The 23628-nt window shown below is 61.9% G+C and carries 23 protein-coding genes; 9 read left to right on the top strand and 14 right to left on the bottom strand.

Annotation, left to right across the window (positions count from 1 at the left end; genetic code table 11):
• Positions 1-10 precede the first annotated feature (10 nt).
• The 4 genes from AAIL66_RS13230 to AAIL66_RS13245 all read right to left on the bottom strand — a co-directional run bounded on the left by AAIL66_RS13230 (position 11) and on the right by AAIL66_RS13245 (position 4251).
• Positions 11-1420 carry an aminopeptidase P N-terminal domain-containing protein gene (locus tag AAIL66_RS13230; protein ID WP_343483573.1) on the bottom strand — a complete coding sequence of 470 codons (1410 nt, stop codon included), beginning with the start codon at positions 1418-1420 and terminating at the stop codon, positions 11-13.
• Between the two features lie 31 nt (positions 1421-1451).
• Positions 1452-2279 carry a TSUP family transporter gene (locus AAIL66_RS13235; protein ID WP_034350862.1) on the bottom strand — a complete coding sequence of 276 codons (828 nt, stop codon included), beginning with the start codon at positions 2277-2279 and terminating at the stop codon, positions 1452-1454.
• 172 nt (positions 2280-2451) lie between these two features.
• On the bottom strand, positions 2452-3480 hold the full coding sequence (locus AAIL66_RS13240; RefSeq protein WP_343496913.1) for a hypothetical protein: 1029 nt from the start codon (positions 3478-3480) through the stop codon (positions 2452-2454).
• Positions 3481-3483: 3 nt separating this feature from the next.
• Positions 3484-4251, bottom strand: coding sequence for a nucleotidyltransferase family protein (locus tag AAIL66_RS13245; protein ID WP_343496914.1), 768 nt, complete (start codon positions 4249-4251; stop codon positions 3484-3486).
• A gap of 153 nt (positions 4252-4404) precedes the next feature.
• Between AAIL66_RS13245 and tkt the strand changes: the two genes are divergently transcribed.
• The 3 genes from tkt (at position 4405) to AAIL66_RS13260 (ending at position 9306) form a co-directional block, all read left to right on the top strand.
• Positions 4405-6453 carry a transketolase gene (tkt, locus tag AAIL66_RS13250; RefSeq protein WP_034350865.1) on the top strand — a complete coding sequence of 683 codons (2049 nt, stop codon included), beginning with the start codon at positions 4405-4407 and terminating at the stop codon, positions 6451-6453.
• A 142-nt stretch (positions 6454-6595) separates the two neighbouring features.
• Complete coding sequence (gap, locus tag AAIL66_RS13255) at positions 6596-7594, top strand: type I glyceraldehyde-3-phosphate dehydrogenase (RefSeq protein WP_003060372.1); 999 nt, start codon at positions 6596-6598, stop codon at positions 7592-7594.
• Between the two features lie 209 nt (positions 7595-7803).
• The gene (locus AAIL66_RS13260; RefSeq protein ID WP_343496915.1) at positions 7804-9306 is read left to right on the top strand and encodes a rhomboid family intramembrane serine protease; all 1503 of its coding nucleotides are present in this window, start codon (positions 7804-7806) and stop codon (positions 9304-9306) included.
• 17 nt (positions 9307-9323) lie between these two features.
• Here the strand turns inward: AAIL66_RS13260 and AAIL66_RS13265 are convergent, their stop codons facing one another.
• Positions 9324-10490: a hypothetical protein gene (locus AAIL66_RS13265; protein ID WP_343496916.1), complete on the bottom strand. Its 1167-nt coding sequence runs from the start codon at positions 10488-10490 to the stop codon at positions 9324-9326.
• Between the two features lie 458 nt (positions 10491-10948).
• Here AAIL66_RS13265 and AAIL66_RS13270 point away from each other — a divergent pair, with 458 nt between their 5' ends.
• Entirely contained in the window at positions 10949-11365 is a 417-nt protein-coding gene (locus tag AAIL66_RS13270; protein WP_012840258.1) for an OsmC family protein, read from the top strand.
• 136 nt (positions 11366-11501) lie between these two features.
• Here the strand turns inward: AAIL66_RS13270 and AAIL66_RS13275 are convergent, their stop codons facing one another.
• Positions 11502-11783: a hypothetical protein gene (locus AAIL66_RS13275; RefSeq protein WP_003072434.1), complete on the bottom strand. Its 282-nt coding sequence runs from the start codon at positions 11781-11783 to the stop codon at positions 11502-11504.
• Positions 11784-12016: 233 nt separating this feature from the next.
• Between AAIL66_RS13275 and AAIL66_RS13280 the strand changes: the two genes are divergently transcribed.
• Positions 12017-12949: a pirin family protein gene (locus AAIL66_RS13280; RefSeq protein ID WP_034350874.1), complete on the top strand. Its 933-nt coding sequence runs from the start codon at positions 12017-12019 to the stop codon at positions 12947-12949.
• A gap of 286 nt (positions 12950-13235) precedes the next feature.
• On the top strand, positions 13236-14636 hold the full coding sequence (locus AAIL66_RS13285) for an aspartate ammonia-lyase (RefSeq protein WP_034350879.1): 1401 nt from the start codon (positions 13236-13238) through the stop codon (positions 14634-14636).
• A 124-nt stretch (positions 14637-14760) separates the two neighbouring features.
• Here the strand turns inward: AAIL66_RS13285 and AAIL66_RS13290 are convergent, their stop codons facing one another.
• From AAIL66_RS13290 to AAIL66_RS13310, 5 genes are all read right to left on the bottom strand, one after another.
• Complete coding sequence (locus AAIL66_RS13290) at positions 14761-15138, bottom strand: HPF/RaiA family ribosome-associated protein (RefSeq protein WP_003060358.1); 378 nt, start codon at positions 15136-15138, stop codon at positions 14761-14763.
• 279 nt (positions 15139-15417) lie between these two features.
• Positions 15418-15861, bottom strand: a complete 444-nt coding sequence (locus AAIL66_RS13295; RefSeq protein WP_087863667.1) for a biopolymer transporter ExbD — start codon at positions 15859-15861, stop codon at positions 15418-15420.
• 11 nt (positions 15862-15872) lie between these two features.
• Positions 15873-16532 carry a MotA/TolQ/ExbB proton channel family protein gene (locus AAIL66_RS13300; RefSeq protein ID WP_034350885.1) on the bottom strand — a complete coding sequence of 220 codons (660 nt, stop codon included), beginning with the start codon at positions 16530-16532 and terminating at the stop codon, positions 15873-15875.
• Positions 16533-16592: 60 nt separating this feature from the next.
• Positions 16593-17426 carry a 4-hydroxy-tetrahydrodipicolinate reductase gene (gene dapB / locus AAIL66_RS13305; RefSeq protein ID WP_343496917.1) on the bottom strand — a complete coding sequence of 278 codons (834 nt, stop codon included), beginning with the start codon at positions 17424-17426 and terminating at the stop codon, positions 16593-16595.
• 106 nt (positions 17427-17532) lie between these two features.
• Positions 17533-18078: an outer membrane protein assembly factor BamE gene (locus tag AAIL66_RS13310; RefSeq protein ID WP_343496918.1), complete on the bottom strand. Its 546-nt coding sequence runs from the start codon at positions 18076-18078 to the stop codon at positions 17533-17535.
• Between the two features lie 146 nt (positions 18079-18224).
• Between AAIL66_RS13310 and fur the strand changes: the two genes are divergently transcribed.
• The 3 genes from fur to AAIL66_RS13325 all read left to right on the top strand — a co-directional run bounded on the left by fur (position 18225) and on the right by AAIL66_RS13325 (position 21640).
• On the top strand, positions 18225-18650 hold the full coding sequence (gene fur, locus AAIL66_RS13315; RefSeq protein ID WP_003060349.1) for a ferric iron uptake transcriptional regulator: 426 nt from the start codon (positions 18225-18227) through the stop codon (positions 18648-18650).
• A 162-nt stretch (positions 18651-18812) separates the two neighbouring features.
• Entirely contained in the window at positions 18813-20408 is a 1596-nt protein-coding gene (locus tag AAIL66_RS13320; protein WP_034350890.1) for a DUF1800 domain-containing protein, read from the top strand.
• 11 nt (positions 20409-20419) lie between these two features.
• Positions 20420-21640, top strand: coding sequence for a DUF1501 domain-containing protein (locus AAIL66_RS13325; protein ID WP_045839367.1), 1221 nt, complete (start codon positions 20420-20422; stop codon positions 21638-21640).
• On the opposite strand, the gene hprK is transcribed toward AAIL66_RS13325, so the two are convergent.
• The 3 genes from hprK to raiA form a co-directional block, all read right to left on the bottom strand.
• Positions 21637-22596 (bottom strand): HPr(Ser) kinase/phosphatase, encoded by a 960-nt coding sequence (gene hprK, locus AAIL66_RS13330; protein WP_034350896.1) that lies wholly within the window; start codon positions 22594-22596, stop codon positions 21637-21639. The two genes, AAIL66_RS13325 and hprK, sit on opposite strands and share 4 nt — an antisense overlap.
• Positions 22597-22632: 36 nt before the next feature.
• Positions 22633-23106, bottom strand: coding sequence for a PTS sugar transporter subunit IIA (locus AAIL66_RS13335; protein WP_034347954.1), 474 nt, complete (start codon positions 23104-23106; stop codon positions 22633-22635).
• 156 nt (positions 23107-23262) lie between these two features.
• Positions 23263-23622, bottom strand: coding sequence for a ribosome-associated translation inhibitor RaiA (gene raiA / locus AAIL66_RS13340; RefSeq protein ID WP_003067012.1), 360 nt, complete (start codon positions 23620-23622; stop codon positions 23263-23265).
• Between the last annotated feature and the right edge of the window lie 6 nt (positions 23623-23628).

Consider the following 23628-nt stretch of genomic DNA (forward strand, 5'->3'; position numbering starts at 1 on the left):
CTCAGGCCTCTCAGTCACGCATCAACGCTTCGATCTCGTCGGCCTTGACCGGCACGCCGCGGGTGATGAGCTCGCAGCCGGTCTCGGTGACGATGGCATCGTCCTCGATGCGGATACCGATGTTGTGGAACTGCTCGGGCACGCCTGGCGCAGGACGCACATAGATGCCCGGCTCTACCGTCGTGACCATGCCGGGGCGCAGGATGCGGCTGGGGCGATTGGCAATGGTTTCGCCCGAGATCGGGTCCTTGCGCTCGCTGACCACGCCCAGCTCGCTGGGTTCCACATAGCTGCCGCAGTCATGCACATCCATGCCCAGCCAGTGGCCGGTGCGGTGCATATAGAACTGGAAGTAGGCACGCGACTCGATCACATCCTCGGCCGTGCCGTACTTGGTACGGTCCAGCAGCCCGAGGTCCAGCATGCCCTGGGCCAGCACGGCCACGGTGGCGTCATGCGGGTCGTTGAAGCGCTTGCCGGCCCTGGTGACGGCAATCGCCGCTTCCTGGCTGGCCAGTACCAGGTCGTACAGCGCACGCTGCGCCCCGCTGAACTTGCCGTCGGCCGGGAAGGTGCGCGTGATATCGCTGGCATAACCATCCAGCTCGCAGCCCGCGTCGATCAGCACCAGCTCGCCCGCGCGCACCGGCGCCTTGTCGGCCTGATAGTGCAGCACACAGGCATTGGCACCGGCGGCCACGATGGAGCCGTAGGCCACGTACTGCGAGCCATGCTGGCGGAACTCGTGCAGCAGCTCGGCGTCCAGATGGTATTCGCGCACCTCCTCGCCATTGCGGATCATGCGGGCCGAGCGCTGCATGGCACGCACATGGGCCTGGGCACTGATCTGCGCGGCGCGGCGCATGATGTCCTGCTCGTGCATGTCCTTGACCAGACGCATTTCATCGAGCAGCGCACAGGCATCGCCCTGCTGTGTGGGACAGAGCACGCCAAAGCGCGAGCGGGCGCGCACCTGGCTGAGCCAGCCTTCGACCTGCTCGGCCAGGCCCTTGTGGGTGGCAAAGGGGAACCAGACGCGCTCACGATTTTCCAGCAGGCGCGGCAGGCGGGAATTGATTTCATCGCTGGAGAAGGCCTGAGCCATGCCCAGCTTGGTCTTGGCAGCCTCGGGGCCCAGGCGATAGCCGGTCCAGACCTCGCGCTCCAGATCCTTGGGCTGACAGAACAGCACGCTCTTGCCGTCGCTGGTCAGCACCAGGCAGGCATTGGGCTCGGAAAAGCCCGTGAGGTAGTAGAAGTAGCTGTCGTGGCGATACAGATACTCGGTATCGCGGTTGCGATGCAGCTCGGGAGCCGTGGGGATGATGGCGACACCGCCGTCGCCCAACTGGGCGGCCAAGCGTGCGCGGCGTTGGGCATATACAGAAGTCATGGGCATATCGTAATGCTGGCCGGGCATCTGTACATCAGCTTACATCTGCGGATGTCAGCTATTGCGCTCCTACCCTTGTGCCGGTCTGAATCCCGGCGGCCAGCAGCGCCATCGCATCACCGGGCACCAGGGCCTCGGGCTGACTCGCGCGCCAGCCCGACCAGAGCAGGCTTGCCCCGGACAGAATCAGCAGGCCGCAGACCAGCCATTCCACCAGCCTTTTGGGCCAGGCGGGCGGATGTCTGGCACTCCACCAGGTCACGCCTGTGACGACAGGAAAGGCCAGTGCCGTCCAGCCCATGACTGCCCAGTTCAGTTGCCCCTCCACAGCCACCATGGCAGCGCGCAGCAAGGAGCAGGAGACAAACATGGCAAACAGGCAGTGGCGCACCAGCATGCGATCCAGCGGCTGACGGTAGAGGTGATAGACCATGGGCGGGCCGGGTGTGGCAAACAAGCCACCGAGCAGCCCCGACGACACGCCGGCCACCCACATCGAGACAGGGCCCGAGGGCTGGTCCAGCGCCTTCTTCTGCATCAGCAGCAACATGGCGCACAGCACGATCACCAGGCCCAGCAGCATGCGCAGGCCGTTGAGCGTATTGCCGCTGAGCCAGTGCAGCAGCAGCACCCCGCCGACCACGCCCAGCACGCTGCTGATGAGCATGGGCTTGAGCATGACCCAGTCCGGCTCGAAGCGGTAGGCGCGCATATAGCTGATGCCGTTGATGATGGACAGCAGACAGGCCACATTGGCCGCATCGGCAATATTCATCAGGCCCGTGGCCCCTGCCACGCCGACAAAGATCAGTCCGAACGCGAAGCCCGTGAGGTTCTGGCAGAACGCGGCCAGCCCCACCAGAGCCATGAAGAAAACGATTTGCATGCACTCACCCGATGACGGCCACAAGAGGAACTGTGGATTTGCATCCGGTTGCGCCAGTCAGAAAATTAAAAAGCATAGCAGACGCTTGCCATGACAAGCATTCGTGCAATCCACAGAGAAGCTCCTCAACTCATAGCTTCGTGCGCATTGCTGGCATGAGTTCCAAAGCAGTTTAGGGAGTAAGTATTTTTATCTGCTGCGCCGACCACTCGACCAGCTCGCCACGCTGCGCATGCCAGCCCTGGGGCGCGAAATCGGGCCAGTGGCAAAGCAGCTCGCGGGTTGGCATATCCCAGAGCCAGCTCTGCCCTTCGCCCACCACCAGCAAGCGACCGTTCACGCAGTGCAGATATCGGGCGCGCGGCAGGCCAGGCATGGGCCAGAGCTGGCCGGCATGGCCTTCCTCGGGCACAGGCGCATGGATATCGAAGATCACCACGCCCGGCGCATGCAGACAGTCGCCAAAGCCGTCGTCATCCCAGTTGCCAACGTTCCAGATCGCGACGCGCGAGTCATCCAGCCACACGCAGGGCTGGTCCCAGCCCTCGCCCTGCGCCAGCCGCTTGCGCGAGGGGCCGTCCTCGGACTCCCAGCGATTGCCATCCAGCCAGGCCGGCAGCGACCACACGGCGGGAATGCCCACGGGCGCCCAAACCCAGCCGTCGTCCAGCAGCCATTGCTGCGAAGGGCTGGGCAGAAGACGGCCATGAAAATAATCCAGATAGTGCGGCTGCTCGAACGCCATCCCGTCGCGCTCGGTCAGGTTCTCGCCCGTCGCGCAATCCATGGCATCGAGCCGGTTCCACTGCGTGCGATGAATCAGCACATCGCGGCCCTGGTGCTGGACAAATGCGATGGAAAAAGGCACGGTCCTGGGGTGGTAGTCGCCCCCAAAAAGCTGCACGACGCGCTCGCCCGTACACAAATTCACCAGCACGCCAAATGTGCCTCCATCATCTGCAATCACCGCATAGTCGCCACTGATTGCGCAATGCACCTTGAAGCCATGCTGCCAGTGCGGCGTAGGCGGTGTCGGCTCTGGCAAATCCAGCTGCGCCAGTTGCTGGCTCCGGCCGCTTGGCAGCTTCAACGCATGCAAGCCGCCGTCCCCGGTCAGCAGCAGCAACTGGCCCCAGCCAGCCTGCGCAGTGCAGGCGTGGACGATGTGCGGGCCTTGCCAGTCGATGCTGCGTGCGCTCATGTCTCAGCCCTGATTCAGCTCGGCCAGTCGCTCGGGCGTGCCCACATCGACCCAGCGGCCGGTGTAGAGCGAGGCACCCACCCGGCCTTGCTGCATGGCGCGGCGCAGCAGCGGGGCCAGCGGGGCGCGCAGGCCTTCGGGGTTTCCGGGCAGCACATCGAACCACGGTGATGCAAACAACTCGGCTTTCAAGAGCGCAATCGTGCTGTAGGTATAGCGCGGGCGTTCGTCGTCGGCAGACAGATCCAGCGCCTTGCCGTCCTCGCTCAGACCAAAGTCGCCACGCGGATTGTGTGCAGGATTGGGCACCAGCCACAGATGGGCCAGTTCATCGCTGTGCGCAAACGCCTGGGCATCCTGCACCGCAAAGCAGAAATCCGGCGCATAGACATCGCCTGCGGCCAGCCAGAAAACCCGGCCCAGCTGAGGCAGGGCACGGCTGATGCCGCCAGCGGTTTCAAAGGCTTTCTCGGGTTCCTCCGAATAGGAAAGCGCTAGCTTCGCGCTCGCTCCCCCATCGGGTTGCGGCACGAATTCATCGCCGAAATACGCGGGAATCTGCGCCCCCAGCCAGCCGGTATTGATGACGGCCCGTGCCACGCCCGCAGCCTGCAGCGCCTGCAGGTGCAGCTGCAGCAGCGGCACGCCCTGCACCTTGAGCAGCGGCTTGGGCGTGATATCGGTCAGAGGCCGCATGCGCTCGCCGCGGCCTGCGGCCAGCAGCATTGCAGGGGGTTGCACCAGGAGGGGGGCAGCGTTTTCTACAGTCATTGCAATCAGCTTTTCAACACGGTTTGAGGTGCGCAAGACACCTGTTTCTGGGGTTGCACTGTAGAGCATTGACCCGCATCCCGCCTGCGAAAATTGGGCCTCCATTAAAATGATGGGCTTAGCAGAATTACCCCTCCTTTTCGGAGCGCCCTGATGGCCAACACTCAAAATATGGCGAATGCAATCCGTGCACTCGCAATGGATGCCGTTCAACAAGCCAATTCCGGCCACCCCGGTGCCCCCATGGGCATGGCCGACATGGCCGTAGCGCTGTGGAGCCGCCACCTCCAGCACAACCCCGTGAACCCTCACTGGGCCAATCGCGACCGCTTCATTCTGTCGAACGGTCACGGCTCCATGCTGATCTATGCGCTGCTGCACCTGAGCGGCTACGACCTGCCCATCGAAGAGCTGAAGAACTTCCGTCAGCTGCACAGCAAGACTGCCGGCCACCCCGAAGTGGGCATCACTGTCGGCGTGGAAACCACCACCGGCCCTCTGGGCCAGGGAATCACCAATGCCGTGGGCTTCGCACTGGCTGAAAAGCTGCTGGCTGCCGAGTTCAACAAGGACAAGCACGAGATCGTCGACCACCACACTTACGTGTTCCTGGGCGATGGCTGCCTGATGGAAGGCATCTCGCATGAAGCCGCTGCCCTGGCCGGCGCCTGGAAGCTGAACAAGCTGATCGCCCTGTACGACGACAACGGCATCTCCATCGACGGCAAGGTTGCCCCCTGGTTCATCGACAACACGCCCGAGCGTTTCGAAGCCTACGGCTGGAACGTGATCCGCGCCGTGGACGGCCACAACGTGGACGCCCTGGACAAGGCCATCGCCGCCGCCAAGAAGAGCGCCGACAAGCCCACGCTGATCTGCTGCAAGACCCATATCGGCAAGGGCTCGCCCAACCGTCAGGACACGGCCAAGGCCCACGGCGAACCTCTGGGCGCCGAAGAAATCGCACTGACCCGCGCGGCTCTGGGCTGGACTCATGGCCCCTTCGAGATCCCTGCCGAGGTCTACACCGACTGGAACGCCAAGGATCTGGGCACCAAGGCCGAAGCTGCCTGGAACGAAAAGTTCGCAGCCTACACCGCTGCCTTCCCCGAGCAAGCCGCCGAGTTCACGCGCCGCATGGCTGGCGATCTGCCCGCCAACTTCGGTGAAATCGCCGCCAAGATCGCCTCCGACGCCCATGACGCCGGCGCCACCGTGGCCAGCCGCAAGGCCAGCCAGCTGGCTCTGGAAGGCCTGACAGCCGCCCTGCCCGAGCTGCTGGGCGGCTCTGCCGACCTGACCGGCTCCAACCTGACCAACACCAAGTCCACACCCTCTTTCCGCGTGGACGACAAGGGTGCCGTGGTCAAGACCGAAGAAGGCCAGATCGGCCGCCACATCAACTACGGTGTGCGCGAGTTCGGCATGGCAGCCATCATGAACGGTGTGGCGCTGCACGGCGGCTTCATCCCCTACGGCGGCACCTTCCTGACCTTCTCCGACTACAGCCGTAACGCCATCCGCATGGCGGCTCTGATGAAGCAGCGCGTGATCCACGTCTTCACGCACGACTCCATCGGCCTGGGCGAAGACGGCCCCACCCACCAGTCCATCGAGCACGCAGCCTCCCTGCGCCTGATCCCCGGTCTGGACGTGTGGCGCCCCGCCGACACCACGGAAACAGCCGTGGCCTGGACTGTGGCCCTGAGCCAGAAGAACAAGCCCACAGCCATGCTGCTGAGCCGCCAGAATCTGGCTTACTCGCCCAAGAGCGAAGACGCGCTGGACGACATCGCCTGCGGCGCCTATGTGCTCTCCGAGCCCAAGGATGTGGGCCTGAAGGGCAAGAAGGCCCAGGCCGTGATCATCGCCACCGGCTCCGAAGTGCAGCTGGCTCTGGCTGCCCAGAAGCAGCTGGCCGAACGCAAGATCGCCGTGCGCGTGGTCTCCATGCCCAGCACCACGACCTTCGACAAGCAGGATGTGAAGTACAAGAAGGCCGTGCTGCCCGCCGGCCTGCCCCGCATCGCCGTGGAAATGGGCGTGACCGACTTCTGGTGGAAGTACGGCTGCGCCGCCGTGGTCGGCATCGACACCTACGGTGAGTCCGCCCCCGCAGGCGTGCTGTTCAAGCACTTCGGCTTCACCGCCGAGAATGTGGCCGACACCGTGCAGGTCGCCCTGCAGAACGCTGGCAAGTAAGCGCAAAAGGGGCCTCGTGCCCCTTTTTTCCGGCTGAAGTTTGCTTACCCGCAGTCCTCAGCCATCCGGACCAGGCCCCAGGGTGCCGAGTCTGGGCACAATCCGCTCCGGTTTTTCATTACTCACTATCTACGAGGCAACTATGACGATCAAGGTTGGTATCAACGGCTTCGGCCGCATTGGCCGCAACGTGCTGCGCTCCGCAGTGCAAAACTTCTCCGACATCGAAATCGTCGGCATCAACGACCTGCTGGAGCCCGACTACCTGGCTTATATGCTGAAGTACGACAGCGTGCACGGTCGTTTCGACGGTGAAGTTTCTGTCGAAGGCAACACCCTGGTCGTCAATGGCAAGAAGATCCGCCTGACCCAAGAGCGCGATCCCGCGAACCTGAAGTGGAACGAAGTCGGCGCCGACATCGTGATCGAGTCCACCGGCCTGTTCCTGACCAAGGAAACCGCCCAGAAGCACATCGACGCAGGCGCCAAGAAGGTCATCCTGTCCGCTCCTTCCAAGGACGACACCCCCATGTTCGTGTTCGGCGTGAACCACGGCACCTACAAGGGCGAAGCCATCATCTCCAATGCTTCGTGCACCACCAACTGCCTGGCTCCCGTGGCCAAGGTGCTGAACGACAAGTGGGGCATCAAGCGCGGCCTGATGACCACCGTGCACGCAGCGACCGCCACGCAAAAGACCGTGGACGGCCCTTCCAACAAGGACTGGCGCGGCGGTCGCGGCATTCTGGAAAACATCATCCCCTCCAGCACTGGCGCTGCCAAGGCCGTGGGCGTGGTGATCCCCGAGCTGAACAAGAAGCTGACCGGCATGTCCTTCCGCGTGCCCACTTCCGACGTGTCCGTGGTTGACCTGACCGTGGAGCTGAACAGCGAAGCCACCTACGAAGAAATCTGCGCCGAAATGAAGGCCCAGTCCCAAGGCGCTCTGAAGGGCGTGCTGGGTTACACCGAAGACAAGGTCGTCGCCACCGACTTCCGCGGCGAGACCTGCACCTCCGTGTTCGATGCCGAAGCCGGTATCGCCCTGGACAAGACCTTTGTGAAGGTCGTGTCCTGGTATGACAACGAGTGGGGCTATTCCAACAAGTGCCTGGAAATGGTGCGCGTGGTGGCCAAGTAATCTTCACGATTACATGCCAAAACAGGCTCAATCGCTTATCAGATAAGCGCTGAAAGCTATCAAAAAGCCAGCATGGGACGCCATGCTGGCTTTTTTTCGTCCCGCAAGACCGGAGCCGGCCGGAGCATGTCTCGGATACATTTGTAACACGCAGCCACCACCAACGCCCAAGAGTATGAAGCGCTGCCACTTCCTCGGACAAGGCCGCCATGTTTATTGCGATTCCTCTTGAGAACAAGCCTTCCTGGCGCTCACCGCCCTGGATGACGGTGCTGCTCATCATCATCAACTGCGTGATCTTCTGGGGCTGGCAGGCACCCGAGGAACATGCCGTGGAAAAAGCGGCCCAGCAATATGCCCAGACCGCCTTGCCGACGCTGGAGCTGCCACCGTTCCTGACCTATCTGGAGGAACAAGCCGCCCAGGGCAGCAAGCGCTTCGACCAGCACACGCTGCAGACCGTGCGAAAGCTCTATCAGCACAAGGCCTATGCCCAGCTCTATGCACTGCTGTGGCAGGAGAAGAAATTCCGTCAGCGCCTGCTGGACGGCCAGGTCATTACCTCCAGCCACCCGCGCCATGCGCAGTGGCAAGCTGCACGTGCCGCCTTCGCGCCCCATGAGCCGCGCGGCAGCTTTACCGAGCAATGGTCCATGAGCTATGAGAATGGCGCCGGCTGGCAGCCCTTGCAGGCCTTCACTTCCATCTTTCTGCATGGCAGCACCGGCCATCTGCTGGGCAATATGGTGTTTCTGTTCCTGTTCGGCTTCACCCTGGAGCTGGCTCTAGGAGCCTTCACCTATCTGGCCTTTTACGTGATCGGCGGCATCGGTGCCTCGCTGTTCGCGCTGATGTTCTATGCCGGCATGGGCGGTTACGGCCTGGGGGCATCGGGCGCGATTTCGTCCCTCATGGCCATGTATGCGGTGATGTACCGCATGCGCCGCATCCGCTTCTTCTACATGCTGCTGTTCTACTTCAACTACGCGCGCTGGCCGGCCCTGATCATGCTGCCGGTCTGGATGGGCGTGGAGCTGCTGCAGCATCTGCTGGGCGGCAAGCAGGTGGCCTATATGGCGCACTTTGGCGGTCTGCTGACGGGTGCCCTGCTGATGTGGAGCTATATGCGTCTGCAGACCGTCGCGGCGCCAGTCAACGAAGAAGAGCAGGCCCTGGCCGCCGCCCGGCCGCTGACCGAAGCCGTGGCCCTGGCCCAGCGCCATACCGATGCGCTGGAATTTGGCCGCGCCGCTCCGGCCTGGCGCGAAGCGGCACGCCTGGCCCCCTCGGACCCGGCCATTCTGCGGGCCTGGTTTGAAAGCTCGCGCCATCAACCCGCCAGCGAGGACTTTCATGCTGCGGCGCGACGCATCTTCAAGCTGCCGGCCACCACGGACGCCGAACGCCAGCTGCAGCTGGCCAGCTATCGCAGCTATCAGCAGCGCGCACAGCCCGGCATGCGCATGAGCGCCGACACCATGCATGGACTGGTGCGCAGCTTCGTGCGCCTGGGAGCCCTGCCCGAGGCCGAAAAGCTCTGCCGCGCCCTGCACAAGCTGGCGGACCATCCCCAATGGCCGGCAAGCTTGCTGCTGCTGGTCAACGGTATGGCCCAGGCCGGGCGTGTGCAGGATGCCAAAGCCTGGCTGCCTGCGCTGCAGCAATCGGCTCCTGAGGAAGCTCTCACGCGCTGGCTGGCACAACAGCGCTAGCCAACGCCTTGCCGCGCTCAGGTCTTGGCTTCCAGCTCCTGCAGCTCATCACGCAGCACCCACTGCGCCTCCTTGGTGCTCGCGTGCTCGGGAAAGAGCTGCTTCATGCGCATGTAAACGGCCACCCCCTGCATGGGCTGCTCCACGCACTGCTTGTAGGCGCGCACCACCAGCTCCAGCATGGGCGGGATCAAAGTGCTGCCGGCAAAGCGCTTCTCAAAATCCTTGGCCAGGATCAACACATACCTGGGCTTGCCGGCCTTCCAGGCCTGCTGTGCCAACTCGTAACTGAGCTGGGCCGAGTCGGGCTTGAAGTCCGGCTTGCGCTTGACGCAGCTCACCCAGGCTTCCAGGGCCTCGCTGGCGCGCTGCTGGGCGAGCAACATGGGAATGAAACGCTGGCCCAGCTCCGCCAAGGCATCCGCGCGTTCGGTCAGCTTGAGCACCCGGAAGTAACGGCGGCAATCGGGCAGGCTCTCATAGTCCTCCCGCTGCCATTCGCGCGCCTGATTCACAGCCTCGTCCATCTTGTTGTCCTGCACCAGCCTGGCCACCAGCGCATCGCGACGCTTGGCTTCCAGGGCCGCAGGGTCGATCTGCACGGTCGCAGGCCCCTCGGGTGCCTGTACGGGATCGATATCCAGAGCGGCATGATGCTGGTACATGACATAGCCGATCATGGCCGCCATCACCCAGCTGAAATAAATCATCACAAAGCTCACCAGGGGCAGCACCAATCCGGGCGCTGCAACCTTGAGCAGCATCGCCAGAACCATGGGCGAGCCCTGCTGCAGCAGAAACAGGAAAAAGCACAGCAGCAGATAGGACTTGCCGATACCGATAATCGTCGCCAGCAGCTCGAAGGGATTAACGGCCGAGCTCAGGCTATTGGTATTGATCAGCACCATCCAGGTAGCAGGAATCAGGAAGGCCACCAACAGATTGGCAACCACGCCCAAGGTCAGGCTGCGGGTCGCCATAAAGCCCACAAATATCCCGAAAACGACGAGTACCCCGAAGAATTTCCAGGGCAGCCATTTCCAGTCTTCATCGACCTGACTGGACCGGAAATCGGAGCTATGAGTAATTCCACGAGAGGCGAGTGCCGAAACCTTGAATGCATAACGGCTGACTGCCAGCATCAAGCCCAGACCCACAAACAAGACTCCAATCCACCCGAACATCAAGCCATAACTGCATGCCGACAACAGCAAGGCATAGAGCAAAGGCTCGGTCTGCAGAGGAAACAGAAAAAAGCTATTGAGCTTTTGCCAGAACGGAGGGATTTTCCACTCGGAAGAATCACCTTTTTGGTGAACACCACGTATCGAATTCAATGTCTGCTCTCCCACTCTCGGTTTGATGAATCATCTGCAAGCCCGCTTGCAGTGACCTAATCCGCTCTGGTATTGCCCGATTTTTCTTTGAAATCGGGTCATTGCGGAATTCTGCGGTAGAAATTCGCCCTGAATCCAAATACCGATAAACAGCCGGCATATTGCTTTTTTTCGCTTGCCAGAAACCCCGCAAACGCTTTTGCAGCCGTGCTGGCTGGCCAAACCTCATCGAACCGATAACGGATATGACTGCAAGGATTGCAGGCAGCGCTTAAAGTGGCCCAGGTTTTATGGAGAAGCAGCGAATGATTCACAGCGCACACGCACAAAGCAGCCCCACCCCGTACCGCATCACTCTGACCGATGCCCAAGGCCATGTCTGGCATGCCGATGAACCCGTGAATGATGGCGGCGCCGACACCGCGCCCAACCCCATGCAGCTCATGCTCTCGGCCCTGGGAGCCTGCACGGCCATCACCCTGCATATGTACGCGGGTCGCAAGCAGTGGCCGCTAAGCCATGTCGATGTGGATCTGCAGCTCAACCCCGAAGGCAAGCCTGCGGACGCCAACCAGATCACGCGCAGCATCACCTTGCATGGCGAGCTCGATGACGAGCAGCGCCAGCGCCTGCTGCAGATTGCCAATGCCTGCCCCGTGCACAAGCTGCTCGAAGGCAAGGTTTCCATCCCCACCGCCTTGACCGAAGCCGCACAGGCATGAAAAAAGGCACCTCACGCCCCCACCGCGTGGTGCTCGCCTCCTTAGGGAGGGCCGCCTTCATCTTGGGAACTGCCTGGCGATAAAAAAAGCCCTGCAGTCACCGACAGGGCTTTGGTCGCTGTTGTGTGTAACTTGATTACACCGTCACTTCCAGCGCACCCACTTCCACATAGTGTTCGAACTCACGTTTGGCCAGAGATGCGGTTTCGGGTTGCTGGTCCTCTGGGTCAACCCAGGACAGCACATAGCTTGCGATGGCGGTATCGACCTTCATCTCTATGCCCATGGGAATCTGCTCGGACGGACCATCTCCGACACGATGCTCCACCTTGCCTGTGACGCGAGCGGCAAAGTGCTCGGGATACAGCTGGATCTCGACTGCCGAGATCTGGTTGCCTTGAGTGCTGTGTTCGTTCATGTTTATTCCTCCTGCAGTTGTTAGGTCGCTGCGCACGAATTGCGCAACGTGAAAGCCACTGCTAGCGGCCTACGCCTTTAACTTAGCCGACTCCTGGCGGAGCCCGTGTCAGCCTATTGGCTGAATCCTCACAGTGATGTAACTGCGTGCAAGGCGTTGCTGCATTCTGCCGTCTGATTGCGCGAATACCGCATATCCCTGACACTCGAATCCCCTCGCCGTCAGGATTTGTCATGAGTGAATCAAAGAACTTACAACGTCTGCCCACCCGTATAGCCGATGTCGGCGGCATCCCCATCCACCGAGCCATTCCTCAGGCCGCGCTGCGCAAAGTAGGGGCCTGGTGCTTCCTCGACCACGCCGGCCCGGCCGTCCCCCCTCCACCCGGCATGCAGGTCGGGCCCCATCCTCACATCGGCCTGCAGACTTTCACCTGGATGATCGAGGGAGAGGTACTGCACCGCGACAGCCTGGGCAGCGAGCAGATCATCCGCCCCGGCCAGGTCAATCTGATGACGGCCGGCCACGGCATTGCCCACTCCGAAGAAGCCCAGACACTGGGCGTGCATGCAGCCCAGTTGTGGATTGCCCTGCCCGACAGCCATCGCCATATCGCGCCCCGCTTCCAGCATTACCCCGACCTGCCCAGGACCGAGATCAGCGACTTTGCCGTGACCGTGCTGGCCGGTGAAGCCCTCGGTCTGGCGGCCCCCGCAGAAGTCCACTCCCCGCTGATGGGCGTGGACCTTCTGGCCTGCGGCACGGCTGGCCAAGCGTGCGCCACCATGCCGCTGCGCGCCGACTTCGAGCATGCGGTGATGAGCCTGTCAGGCGAGGTGAAGGTTGAAGGCCAGGTGTTGCCCTCGCAGGAGCTGATCTACCTGCCCGTGGGCACGCAGGAAGTGCAGCTGGAATGTACGCCCGGCAGCCGCCTCATCATCATCGGGGGCGAACCCATGGATGAAGCCATCTTGCTGTGGTGGAACTTTGTGGCCCGCACCACCGAAGAGATGCAACAGGCCCGGCAGCAATGGGAGGCAGAGGCTGCCACCGATGCGGAACTCGTCAACGGCCAGCCACGCCGTTTTGGCAAGCCCGTGGCTTCGCCTCTGAAGTCGCTGCACTCTCCCTCGCTGGCTGGCGTCAGCCTGCGCGCCTCCAGATAATCCTGCCGGCGCTTATTCAATTCGCACCAAATTGGTGCGAATTGAATTTCTCAAAAAGAAAAATAAAAGCATCTTTGCAAGTTTTGATGGATTTTGAAAGCTTTTAAAGGAAACGCACTCTATTCAAGAGAAGGCAATCCGGACGTTATGCATGAAACGTTTGGACTCATGCACGCCAAGCTTTCATAATCGAGCCAACGCCCTGGCCACGAGAATGCGACCGCCGCTTTTCGTCCGGGGCGTTGCCACGTCTTGCCCAACTCAACTTTGCAAAGAAAGCCGATCAATGCGTCAAGAACATGACTTCATTGGCATCAAAACCATCCCTCCCGACGCGTACTGGGGCGTTCATTCCGCACGCGCAGTGGAAAACTTCCCCATCACCGGTCACTCGGTCGCGCACATGCCCGAGCTGATCCGCGCGTTTGCCTTTGTCAAAAAGGCCGCGGCCCAGGCCAATCTGCAGTTTGGCGCCATCAATCTCAAACAAGCCACCGCCATCTCCCAAGCCTGCGATGATCTGATTTCCGGCCAGCTGCACGAGCAGTTTGTGGTCGATGTGATCCAGGGCGGCGCCGGCACCTCCACGAATATGAACGCCAATGAGGTGATCGCCAACCGTGCACTCGAGCACCTGGGATTGCCCAAAGGCACTTACGACGTGATCCACCCCAATGATCATGTCAATGCTTCGCAGTCCACCAATGACTCCTACCCCACCGCCGTCAAGCTTGCCACCTACGCTGGCATCCAGAAGCTGCTGATCGCCCTGGCCGAGTTGCGCTCTGCTTTCGAAGCCAAGGCCGGCGAATTCGCCCATATCCTGAAAATCGGCCGCACACAATTACAAGATGCCGTGCCCATGACTTTGGGCCAGGAGTTTTCCGCTTTTGCAGCCATGATCGCCGACGATGAAAAGCGTCTGCGCGAATCCGCCTATCTGATGACCGAGGTGAATATGGGTGGCACGGCCATCGGCACCGGCATCAACGCTCCCGTAGGCTACGCCGGCGCCGTGACCAAGGCCTTGGCAGAAATCTCTGGCGTCCCCGTCGTCAAAGCCGGAGATCTGATCGCCGCCACGGGAGATACCGGCGCCTTTGCCGACATTTCCGGCATCTTGAAGCGTGTTGCAGTCAAGCTCTCCAAGATCAGCAATGACCTGCGCCTGCTCTCCTCGGGCCCTCAAGCAGGAGTGGCAGACATCAAGCTGCCGGCGCGCCAGGCCGGCTCATCCATCATGCCCGGCAAGGTGAATCCCGTGATTCCCGAGGTAATGAACCAGGTCTGCTTTGAAGTGATAGGCAACGATGCCGCCATCACCATGGCCGTGGAAGCCGGCCAGTTGCAGCTCAACGCTTTCGAGCCGCTGATGGCCTGGGCCCTGCACAAGAGCCTCAGCCACCTGAGCAGCGCCTGCAAGACGCTGCAAGTCAACTGCGTGGAAGGCATTGTGGCCAATGAAGCGCTGCTGGATTCCCGCATTGCCGAGTCGGTGACGCTGGTGACGGCGCTGAACCCTCTGATCGGCTACGAAAAGGCCGCCAAAATTGCCAAGACCGCCATTGCCAACGGCAAGCAGATTGCCGTGGTGGCGGAAGAACTGGGCATCATGAGCCGGACCGAAATGAACAAGCTGCTGGTTGCCGACAAGCTGACCCAGGCCGGCGCATTGACCGCTGCATAAGCGCACTCTTTATCGACAATGCAAAAGGGCATGTTCGCCATGAACATGCCCTTTTTGGTTGATATGCTTTTAATAGCTTGCTATGCCTGTATTCAAAGGGCAGGAAGCCAAAAACGCTTCATATTCAAGCCACAGCGGCATTCTCGTCACTGGGGTCATCCACGCCGCGCACGCTTTCACGCAGATTTTTGTCCTTGAGCTTGCCAAGATCGGTCTCCACCGCGCGTTTGAGCTTTTCAATCGCCGCGCTGAAGGCCTCCTTGACCTTTTCGGCTTCCGCATTCACTGCGATGGGGGGGCGACCTGTGGCCCGGGTTTCGAGCACACAGCGTTTGCCTGGGCCGCCCGTGGTCTTGAGGGCATCAACGCCCGTGAGGAAGACCTCCACACGCACCACATACTCCTTCAGGCGGGCCAGCTTGGCATTGATCTCCTCCTGCGCCCATTGAGCCAGAGACTCTCCACCCTGGATGGAATCGTCGGCATGAACCTGTACTTGCATGCAAATCCTCCTAGTCACCAAATGCCGCAACCGCTGCGGCGAAATCTGTAGGGGTGCCATAAAGGCAGGCGAAAACATCGTAACGCCAGAACCTTGTTCTGCCCATCGGGGCTTGTTACGCCAGCAAAGGACAGGGGCTTTGACCATTGTGGAGGCAGCTTCTCCCGGATTTGAAAGAGATAGCAACAAGGGTAGGTTCTATGAGCTTTGCCCTTGAGCCAAAGCAAAAAGTGCCGACCGGTAATTTGCAAAAAGTAAGCGTTTTTACGCCTCGGGCCGTCAGTTAATGCCAGCCTTCGATTCAGGCTCCGCGACAAAGCCGATGCGCGTCAGGCCTGCTGCGTGGGCCCAGCCCATGACCTGTACCACGCGACCATAGGGAACGCTGGTGTCGGCACGCAACTGCACCTCGGCCTGAGGATTGCGCCGCCCCAGCTCTTCCAGTTGCTGCTGCACTGCCGCATCGTCCGCCACGCCCCCCTGAATCCAGATTTCGCCGGCGGGGCTGACCTCCACCATCAAGGCATCGCTCTTGCTCACGGCAGTCTGCTGCACTGCTGTTTGTGCCTTGGGCAGTTGCACGCGCAAGGTGGCAGCCAGCATGGGAGCAGCCAGAATGAAGATCACCACCAGCACCAGCATCACATCCACCAGCGGCGTGACATTGATGGTGTTGATCGGAGTTTCCGCCCCCTGACGGCGGCTCATGCGACCGAATGCCATGACGCCATCCTTTATGAAGCATCCACTCCGAACTGGGCATGCAGATCATGGGCAAACCCCTCCAGCACAGCCTCCAGCTGGCTGGCCGAACGCCCGAGCAGGTTATAGGCCAGCACGGCCGGCAAAGCGACAGCCAGACCGGCGGCCGTCATGACCAGAGCTTCACCCACAGGCCCGGCAAGCTGAGCGATATCGACCTGACCGCTGCCCGCCAGCGTTCCCAGTGCATGGTGAATGCCCCAGACCGTACCCAACAGGCCCACAAACGGTGCCGTTGCACCAATGGTGGCGAGCAAGGTCTGACCCCATTGCAATTGGGTCGATGCCTGGCCCAGAGCCTCACGCAGGCTGCGCAACAGCCGCTGCCCCTGCGCCGCGCTTTGTGCCAGAGAGCCTTGCGCAGCCATTCCGCCCTGCGCCACGGCATCGGCCATGGCCTGCACCAGCCCCTGTCTATCCAGCGCCTTGACCTGCGCCCTAGCCTGGACCAGATCGGGCATTTGCCAGAACGCGGCCACGGCCTGCGGCACGCTGCGGCGCGCAACAGCCATAAACCAGAGCTTGTAGAGGATGACCACCCAGCTGAGCACGGACATCAGCAGCATCAAGGCCGCCGTCGCCCATGTGACCGCATCGCCCTCTGCCAGCCATTGCCACATTCCTGCAGACATCGCTCACCTCGCTCCCAGAAATAGCAAGGGGCCGTCACGGCCCCTTTGCAAATTGCGCGGTCAGCGCAGATTCAGCACATCGTACATATCGTACTGGCCAGTCTTTTTGTCGGCCAGATAGGCCACGGCGCGCAGGCTGCCGTTGGCATAGCCGGCACGGCTGCTGGATTTGTGCGCGATCTCGATGCGCTCGCCGGTACCGGCAAACAGCACGGTGTGATCGCCCACGATATCGCCGCCGCGCACGGTGGCAAAGCCAATGGTGTCGGCCTTGCGCTCGCCGGTGTGGCCGAAGCGCTCATACACGGCGCGGTCGGCCAGCTTGGTACCCTGGGCTTCGGCAATTACCTCGCCCATTTTCAGGGCCGTGCCCGAGGGTGCGTCGACCTTGTGCTTGTGGTGGGCTTCGACGATCTCGATGTCGTAGCCGCCTTGCTGCAGGGCCTTGGCCGCCATCTCCAGCAGCTTGAAGGTCACGTTCACGCCTACGCTCATATTGGGGGCGAAAACGATGGAAGTTTTTTGGGCAAACTCGGCGATCTGCGTCTTTTGCTCATCCGAGAAGCCTGTGGTGCCGATGACCACGCCAACGCCCAGATCGGCCGCCACGGCCAGGTGCTCCATCGTGCCTTCGGGGCGCGTGAAGTCGATCAGGCAGTCGGCCTTCGACAGGGCTGCGCGCACATCGCTTTCGATCTTCAGCCCGCTGGGCTTACCCAGGAATGCAGAAGGATCGGTGCCGATGGCAGGGCTGTCGGCGCGGTCCAGTGCCGCAGCCAGCACGCAGTCGCTGCTGTTCAGAATCGCTTCGATCAGCATATGGCCCATGCGGCCGGAGGCACCCGCCACAGCAACGCGCTGAGGGGTGGAGAAATGGGTGGTGGATGCGGTCATGGCGCTATCACTCGATCAAATGAAAGACGGCAGGATCACATCCACGCCGTCATAAAAAGAGAGCATCCACCGCTTTCTGCAAGCGGGGAACAACCTGTTTTGATGCTTAACGCGATTCCAGCGATGGATAGCTAGTGGCGGCGGGCGGCAGATTGGCCGCAGCCTGCTCGGCTTCGGTGTTATTGCGTGCAGGGTATTTGGCCAGCTGGGCTTCGCTGGCTTCCAGCTGCGGAACCTTGGGCGTGCCCTTCATGCCTTTGAGGCTGGCCACGAACTCGGACTCGGAAGGCATCTCGTCACCCTCGGCGCGCGCAAAGGCATCGCCATTGAAGAAGACGGTGAGCTTGCGGATCTGCGACTCCACGCCGGGGCGATTGATGGTGAACACGTATTCCCAGCGATCGCCGTGGAACACGCTGGTCACGAGGGGTGTGCCCAGAATGTCGCGAATCTGCTGACGGCTCATGCCGGGCTGCAAGGCCTCGACCTGTTCCTTGGACACGAAGTTGCCCTGCACGACATCAATCTTGTAAGGAGTGACGGCATTGGCGACACGGTGCGCGGCGCCATCGATACTGTTGCAGCCGGCCAGTGCCGCTGCGATTGCCAACGTCAGGGCCAGACCTGCGCGGCTACGGGCTTGAACATGCATGGGTAATGGCATAGGGATATGATCGGGTTCATTGTAGCGGCAGGCCCCGGAGACACTTGGAGATTCCCTTTATCTGCGTGTAAAGCTTCTCCTTAAACAAGTGAGTCCAGCCTTCCATGTGCCCGTAGTCCACCAAGAGAGCCGACATGAAAAATATTGATGAACTCAAAAGCACGGGCCTCAAAGCCACTTTGCCGCGTCTGAAAATCCTGGAAATCTTCCAGAAGGGCGCCCAGCGCCACATGACGGCCGAAGACGTGTTCCGGGTGCTCCTGGACGAGCGCTCGGATATTGGCCTGGCCACGGTTTACCGCGTGCTGACCCAGTTCGAGCAGGCCGGCATCCTGATCCGCAGCAACTTCGAAAGCGGCAAGGCCGTCTACGAGCTCAACGAGGGCCAGCACCACGACCACTTCGTCTGCACCAGCTGCGGCAAGGTCGAAGAGTTCTATGACGCCGAAATCGAAAAGCGCCAGAACCTGATCGCCAAGGAAAAAGGCTGGGTGATCCAGGATCACTCCATGGCGCTCTACGGCCAGTGCGCCGAATGCGCCACACGCGCTGCCAAGTAAGAACGCAAAACGCGACGGTGAACCCAGGGGCAGGACATGCAGATGTCTTGCCCTTTTTACATTTGGTGAGGACTTCTTTACATAGCTCCATCAAGCCTCAAGCCAATATCGAGCCGGACTGCGTATGCTGCAGTCATTCCCGCGCTTGAGGAGACCCGGTTCATGCGGCTGCTACCGTTTTCACCTGTCCAGGGCCTGCTCTGTCTGGCAGCCCTCGCCTTGACCGCCTGCGCACCGCTGGCCCCCTCATCGGGCCGCCCCAGCCCCGAGGTGCTGCAGACGCTGCACAGCAGCGCCCTGCCCGACAAGCCCAGCGCGCAGCAAAGCCAGCAATGGCTGGACCGGGTCACCTGGGGCGCCACCGACCATGATGCGGCCCGGCTGCAGCAGCAAGGCCTCAAGCGCTGGCTGGCCGCCCAGCTCAGTCCCTCCTCCGCGCCCATGCCGACCGAGGTGCAGCAGCACATCGATGCCCTGGGCATCAGCCAGAAGCCCATGACGCAGATCCAGCGCGAAATTGCCGACCAGCGCCTGGCCATTCGCAACAGCCAGGATCCCGAGGAAGCCGCCAAACTGCGCAGCGAGCTGCAACGCCAGCTCAATCAGCTGGGCGGCGAAGCCCAGAAACGCCATATCTGGCGCGCGCTTTATTCGCCTCACCAGTTGCAGGAGCAAATGACCTGGTTCTGGATGAATCACTTCAACGTCAGCACCCGCAAGGGCGATGTGCGCATGTGGGTGGGCGACTACGAGGAGCAGGCCATTCGCCCCCATGCGCTGGGAAAATTCCGCGAGCTGCTGACTGCCAGCATGCGCCACCCGGCCATGCTGCTGTATCTGGACAATGCCAGCAATGCCGCCGGGCGCATCAATGAAAACTACGCGCGCGAACTGCTGGAGCTACACACCATGGGCGTGGGCAGCGGCTACACCCAGGCCGATGTGCAGGCCATGGCCCATGTGCTGACCGGTGTGGGCTTCTCCACCCGGGAAGCCGATGCCCCACCACCCAGGCTGCGCCCCGAACGCCAGGGCGACTATCTGCGCCATGGCTTCTTCGAATTCAACCCCAATCGCCACGACTACACGCCCCAGGTCTTGCTCGGCAGGCCGCTGGAAAAAAGCGGACTGGCCCAGGTCAATGAGGCGGTAGACCGCATCGTGGCCTCGCCCGTCACTGCGCGCTTCATAGCACGCAAGCTCTGCGTCTATTTTCTCGGCGACAAGCCGCCCCAGGCCGTGGTCGAGCGCACGGCCCAGGCCTTCGAGCGCAGCCATGGCGATATTGCCGCCACGCTGGCGGCCCTGCTGAGCGACCCGCAGGCTCAGCAGTTCGGCCAGGGCTTCAAGGACCCGGTCCACTATGTGCTGGGCGCCACACGCCTGGCCTATGACCAGCGCGTGGCCAGCGACGTGTCACCAGTACAGAACTGGCTCAATCAGTTGGGCCAGCCGCTGTACGGCCACGAAACTCCCGACGGCTACCCCGTGACGCAGTCGGACTGGTCCAGCTCCGGCCAGATGAATGCCCGCTTCGAGGTCGCAAGGCAGATTGGCAGTCGCGGCGCGCTGCTGTTCCGCAGCAGCGCGCAGCAGCCGCTGGAGAAGCCTCCCTATCCCGACCTGGACAAGCGCAGCAGCGTCCAGGCTCGCGTGCCGGCATTGGGTGCCGCCACACGCGCCGCACTGGCCCAGACCAGGAACCCGGCGGACTGGAACAGCTTTTTCCTCTCTGCCCCCGAAATGATGTACCGCTAAGGAGGGCAGCCATGCAAAGACGTCAATTTCTCAGCCTCGGCGCTGCCCTGCCGCTGTTCTGCCAGCTGGGCCAAGGCCTGGCCGCCCCCTTGCAAAGCGGCTCGCCCCGTTTTCTGCTGGTCTTCCTGCGCGGCGCCTACGACAGCAACAGCCTGCTGGTGCCAACCCATAGCGACTTCTACTATCAGGCCAGGCCCAACATCGCCATTGCCCGCTCGGGATCGGCCGACGGGGCTCTGGCCCTGAGCTCTCAATGGGGACTGCATCCCGCGCTGCAAAGCAGTCTGCTGCCGCTGTACGAGCAGGGCCAGGCCTGTTTTGTGCCGTTTGCAGGCAGCCACGACCTCTCGCGCAGCCATTTCGAAACCCAGGACTCGATCGAGCTGGGCCAGCCCCAGGAAGGCGGGAAAAGCTATCAGAGCGGCTTTCTGAACCGGCTGACCCGGGTGCTGCAGGCCGACAGCCAGAGCCGGCTCAGCCTCAGCCCCATGGCCTTCACCGCCCAGCTGCCTCTATGCCTGCGCGGCAGCGCCCAGGTGGCGAACATGGCGCTGGCCTCCGTGCGCAAGACGGCCGTGGATGAGCAGCGCAGCCAGATCATTGCCTCCATGTATCAGGGCTCGGCACTGGAGACGCCGGTTCGCGAAGGCTTTGCGGTACAGCGTGCCGTGCAGCGCAGCATGCAGGAGGAAATGGACCAGGCCGGGCGCAATGCCATCAGTGCCAAGGGCTTCAGCCTGGTAGCCCAGCGCATGGCGCATCTGATGCGCGAGCAGTTCGACCTGGGCTTTGTCGATATCGGAGGCTGGGACACCCATGTCAACCAGGGCGCCGCCAGCGGCAATCTGGCCAACCGGCTCGGCGACCTGAGCCAGGGCCTGGCGACTTTCGCCGAGGCCATGGGAGCCGAAACCTGGCGCCATACCGTGGTGGCGGTGATCAGCGAGTTCGGCCGCACCTTCCGCGAAAACGGCAACAAGGGCACGGACCACGGCCATGGCACGGCTTACTGGTTTCTCGGCGGCGGCCTCTCGGCCCAGGCCGGCGGCAAGGTGCTGGGCGAGCAGATCGAAGTCACCGAAAAAGCGCTGTTCCAGAACCGCGACTACCCCGTGCTCAACGAATACCGCTCCCTGCTCGGCGGCCTGTTTGCGCGCATGTACGGCTTGAACGCAGCGCAGCTGCAGCAGATCTTTCCGACGTCCCAGCCAGGCAGGCTGCAGCTGGTCTAGAACGACTCGCCGCTTTCCATGGCGCGGCGGTGGCGCATCACGAATTCCTGGTAGGTGTCGATGCCGCGCAGCTGCAAAATGGCATTGCGCACTGCGGCTTCCACCAGCACGGCGATGTTTCGGCCCGCCACCACCTGGATCACCACCTTGCGCACGGGCACGCCCAGCACATCCTGGGTCAGCGGCTCGGCGGGCAGGCGCTCGTATTCGCGCTCCATGGTTTCCTTGCGCACCAGGTGCACGATGAGCTTGAGCCGCATCTTGCGGCGCACTGCCGTCTCGCCAAAGATGGAGCGAATATCGAGCAGGCCGATGCCGCGCACTTCAAGCAGGTTCTGCAGCAGCTCGGGGCATTTGCCTTCGACCGTGGTCTGGTTGATGCGGTACAGGTCCACCGCATCGTCGGCAACCAGACCGTTGCCGCGCGTGACCAGCTCCAGCCCCAGCTCGCTCTTGCCCAGGCCCGATTCACCCGTGATCAGCACCCCCATGCCCAAAATATCCATGAACACGCCGTGCATGGTGATGCGATCGGCGAAATGCTTGGACAGATAGGCACGCAGCACGTCGATGACAAAGGCCGACTGCTCCTTGGTGGAGAACAGCGGGATATGCGCGCGCTCGCACATGGAGATCAGCTCGTCGGGAGCGTCCTGGCCATCGGCCAGCACCAGCACCGGCGGCTCCAGCGTGACGATGCGGGCAATGCGGCGCAGGCAGTCCTGCGAGGTGGCATTGGTCAGATAGGCGATCTCACGCTCACCCAGCACCTGCAGGCGGTAGGGGTGAATGTAGTTGAGGTAGCCGACCAGATCGGCACCCGAGCGGGCCGAGCGCACGGCCATCTCGTCAAAGCGGCGCTCGGAGGCACCCAGCCCCGCTACCCACTGCCAGCGCAGGCTGGAGTTGCGAAATGCCTCGAACAGTACGTCGGCACTGATGGCGCTGGGTCTCATGGCAAGGCCCTGTCAGTCAAAAAGAAGGGCCAGGACTCAGGCCTGGGAGGTGATTGAGGACTGCCAGCTGTCGATCATGCCGTGCAGCTGCTGCGCATCGGTGGACGACTTCAGACGCTCGCGCAACTGGCTGTCGCTGAGCAGCTCGGCGATCTCGGAGAGGATTTCCAGGTGCTTTTGCGTCGCCGCCTCGGGCACCAGCAAAAAGATCAGCAGGCCGACCGGCTGCTCATCGGGCGCATCGAAGCCGATGGGGTTGGCCAGCTGGAACACTGCCGCCATGGGAGCCGTCAGGCCCTTGATGCGGCCATGGGGAATGGCAACTCCATGCCCCAGACCGGTAGAGCCCAGGCGTTCGCGTGCGAACAGGCTATCGGTGATCAGGGCACGAGACAGACCATGCAAGCTCTCAAAGAGCAAACCCGCTTCCTCGAAAGCGCGTTTCTTGCTGGTGACATCAACGCTCACAAGCACTTGAGCGGCGGGAAGGATAGAGGCTAGGCGATTCATGGTGTGATCAACAATTATGCACCGCAGCGCTGAAAACCGTGGGGAAACCCTGATCACCATCAAAAACCGCCCCGTAGGGCGGCGCTTTTAGCGTTGTAACAAGGCTACAGCCCTGCAACAAACCGGCGCAAAAGCTAGGTTTGCGCCTCGCTTTCATCAAGCTGACACCTGCGCCAGCTGCAAGCCCCCGGAGTCCAGTCGCTTGGCTGTGGCACGCGGGCCTTGCTGACGAGTCTTGTAGCGCATCACCACACGGTCGAGTTTGTCGGCCAGGGCGTCCACGGCGGCATAGAGGTCGAAATGCTGCGTCTCTACGAACAAGTCTTGCCCTTTCACGCGCACCGTGCAACCGGCGCGCTGTCGTTTGTCTTTTTCCTTTTGCTTGTGGACTGTGAGCAGTACCTTCACGTCCACAACCTGATCGAAGTGCCTGAGAATGCGTTCCAGCTTGGCCATGACATAGCTGCGCAGCGAGGGAGTGACCTCCAGGTGATGCCCGCTAATCGTCAAATTCATAACAAA

Origin of the sequence: Comamonas sp. F1-6 (assembly GCF_039581415.1) — a bacterium.
Lineage (GTDB): Bacteria > Pseudomonadota > Gammaproteobacteria > Burkholderiales > Burkholderiaceae_C > Comamonas > Comamonas thiooxydans.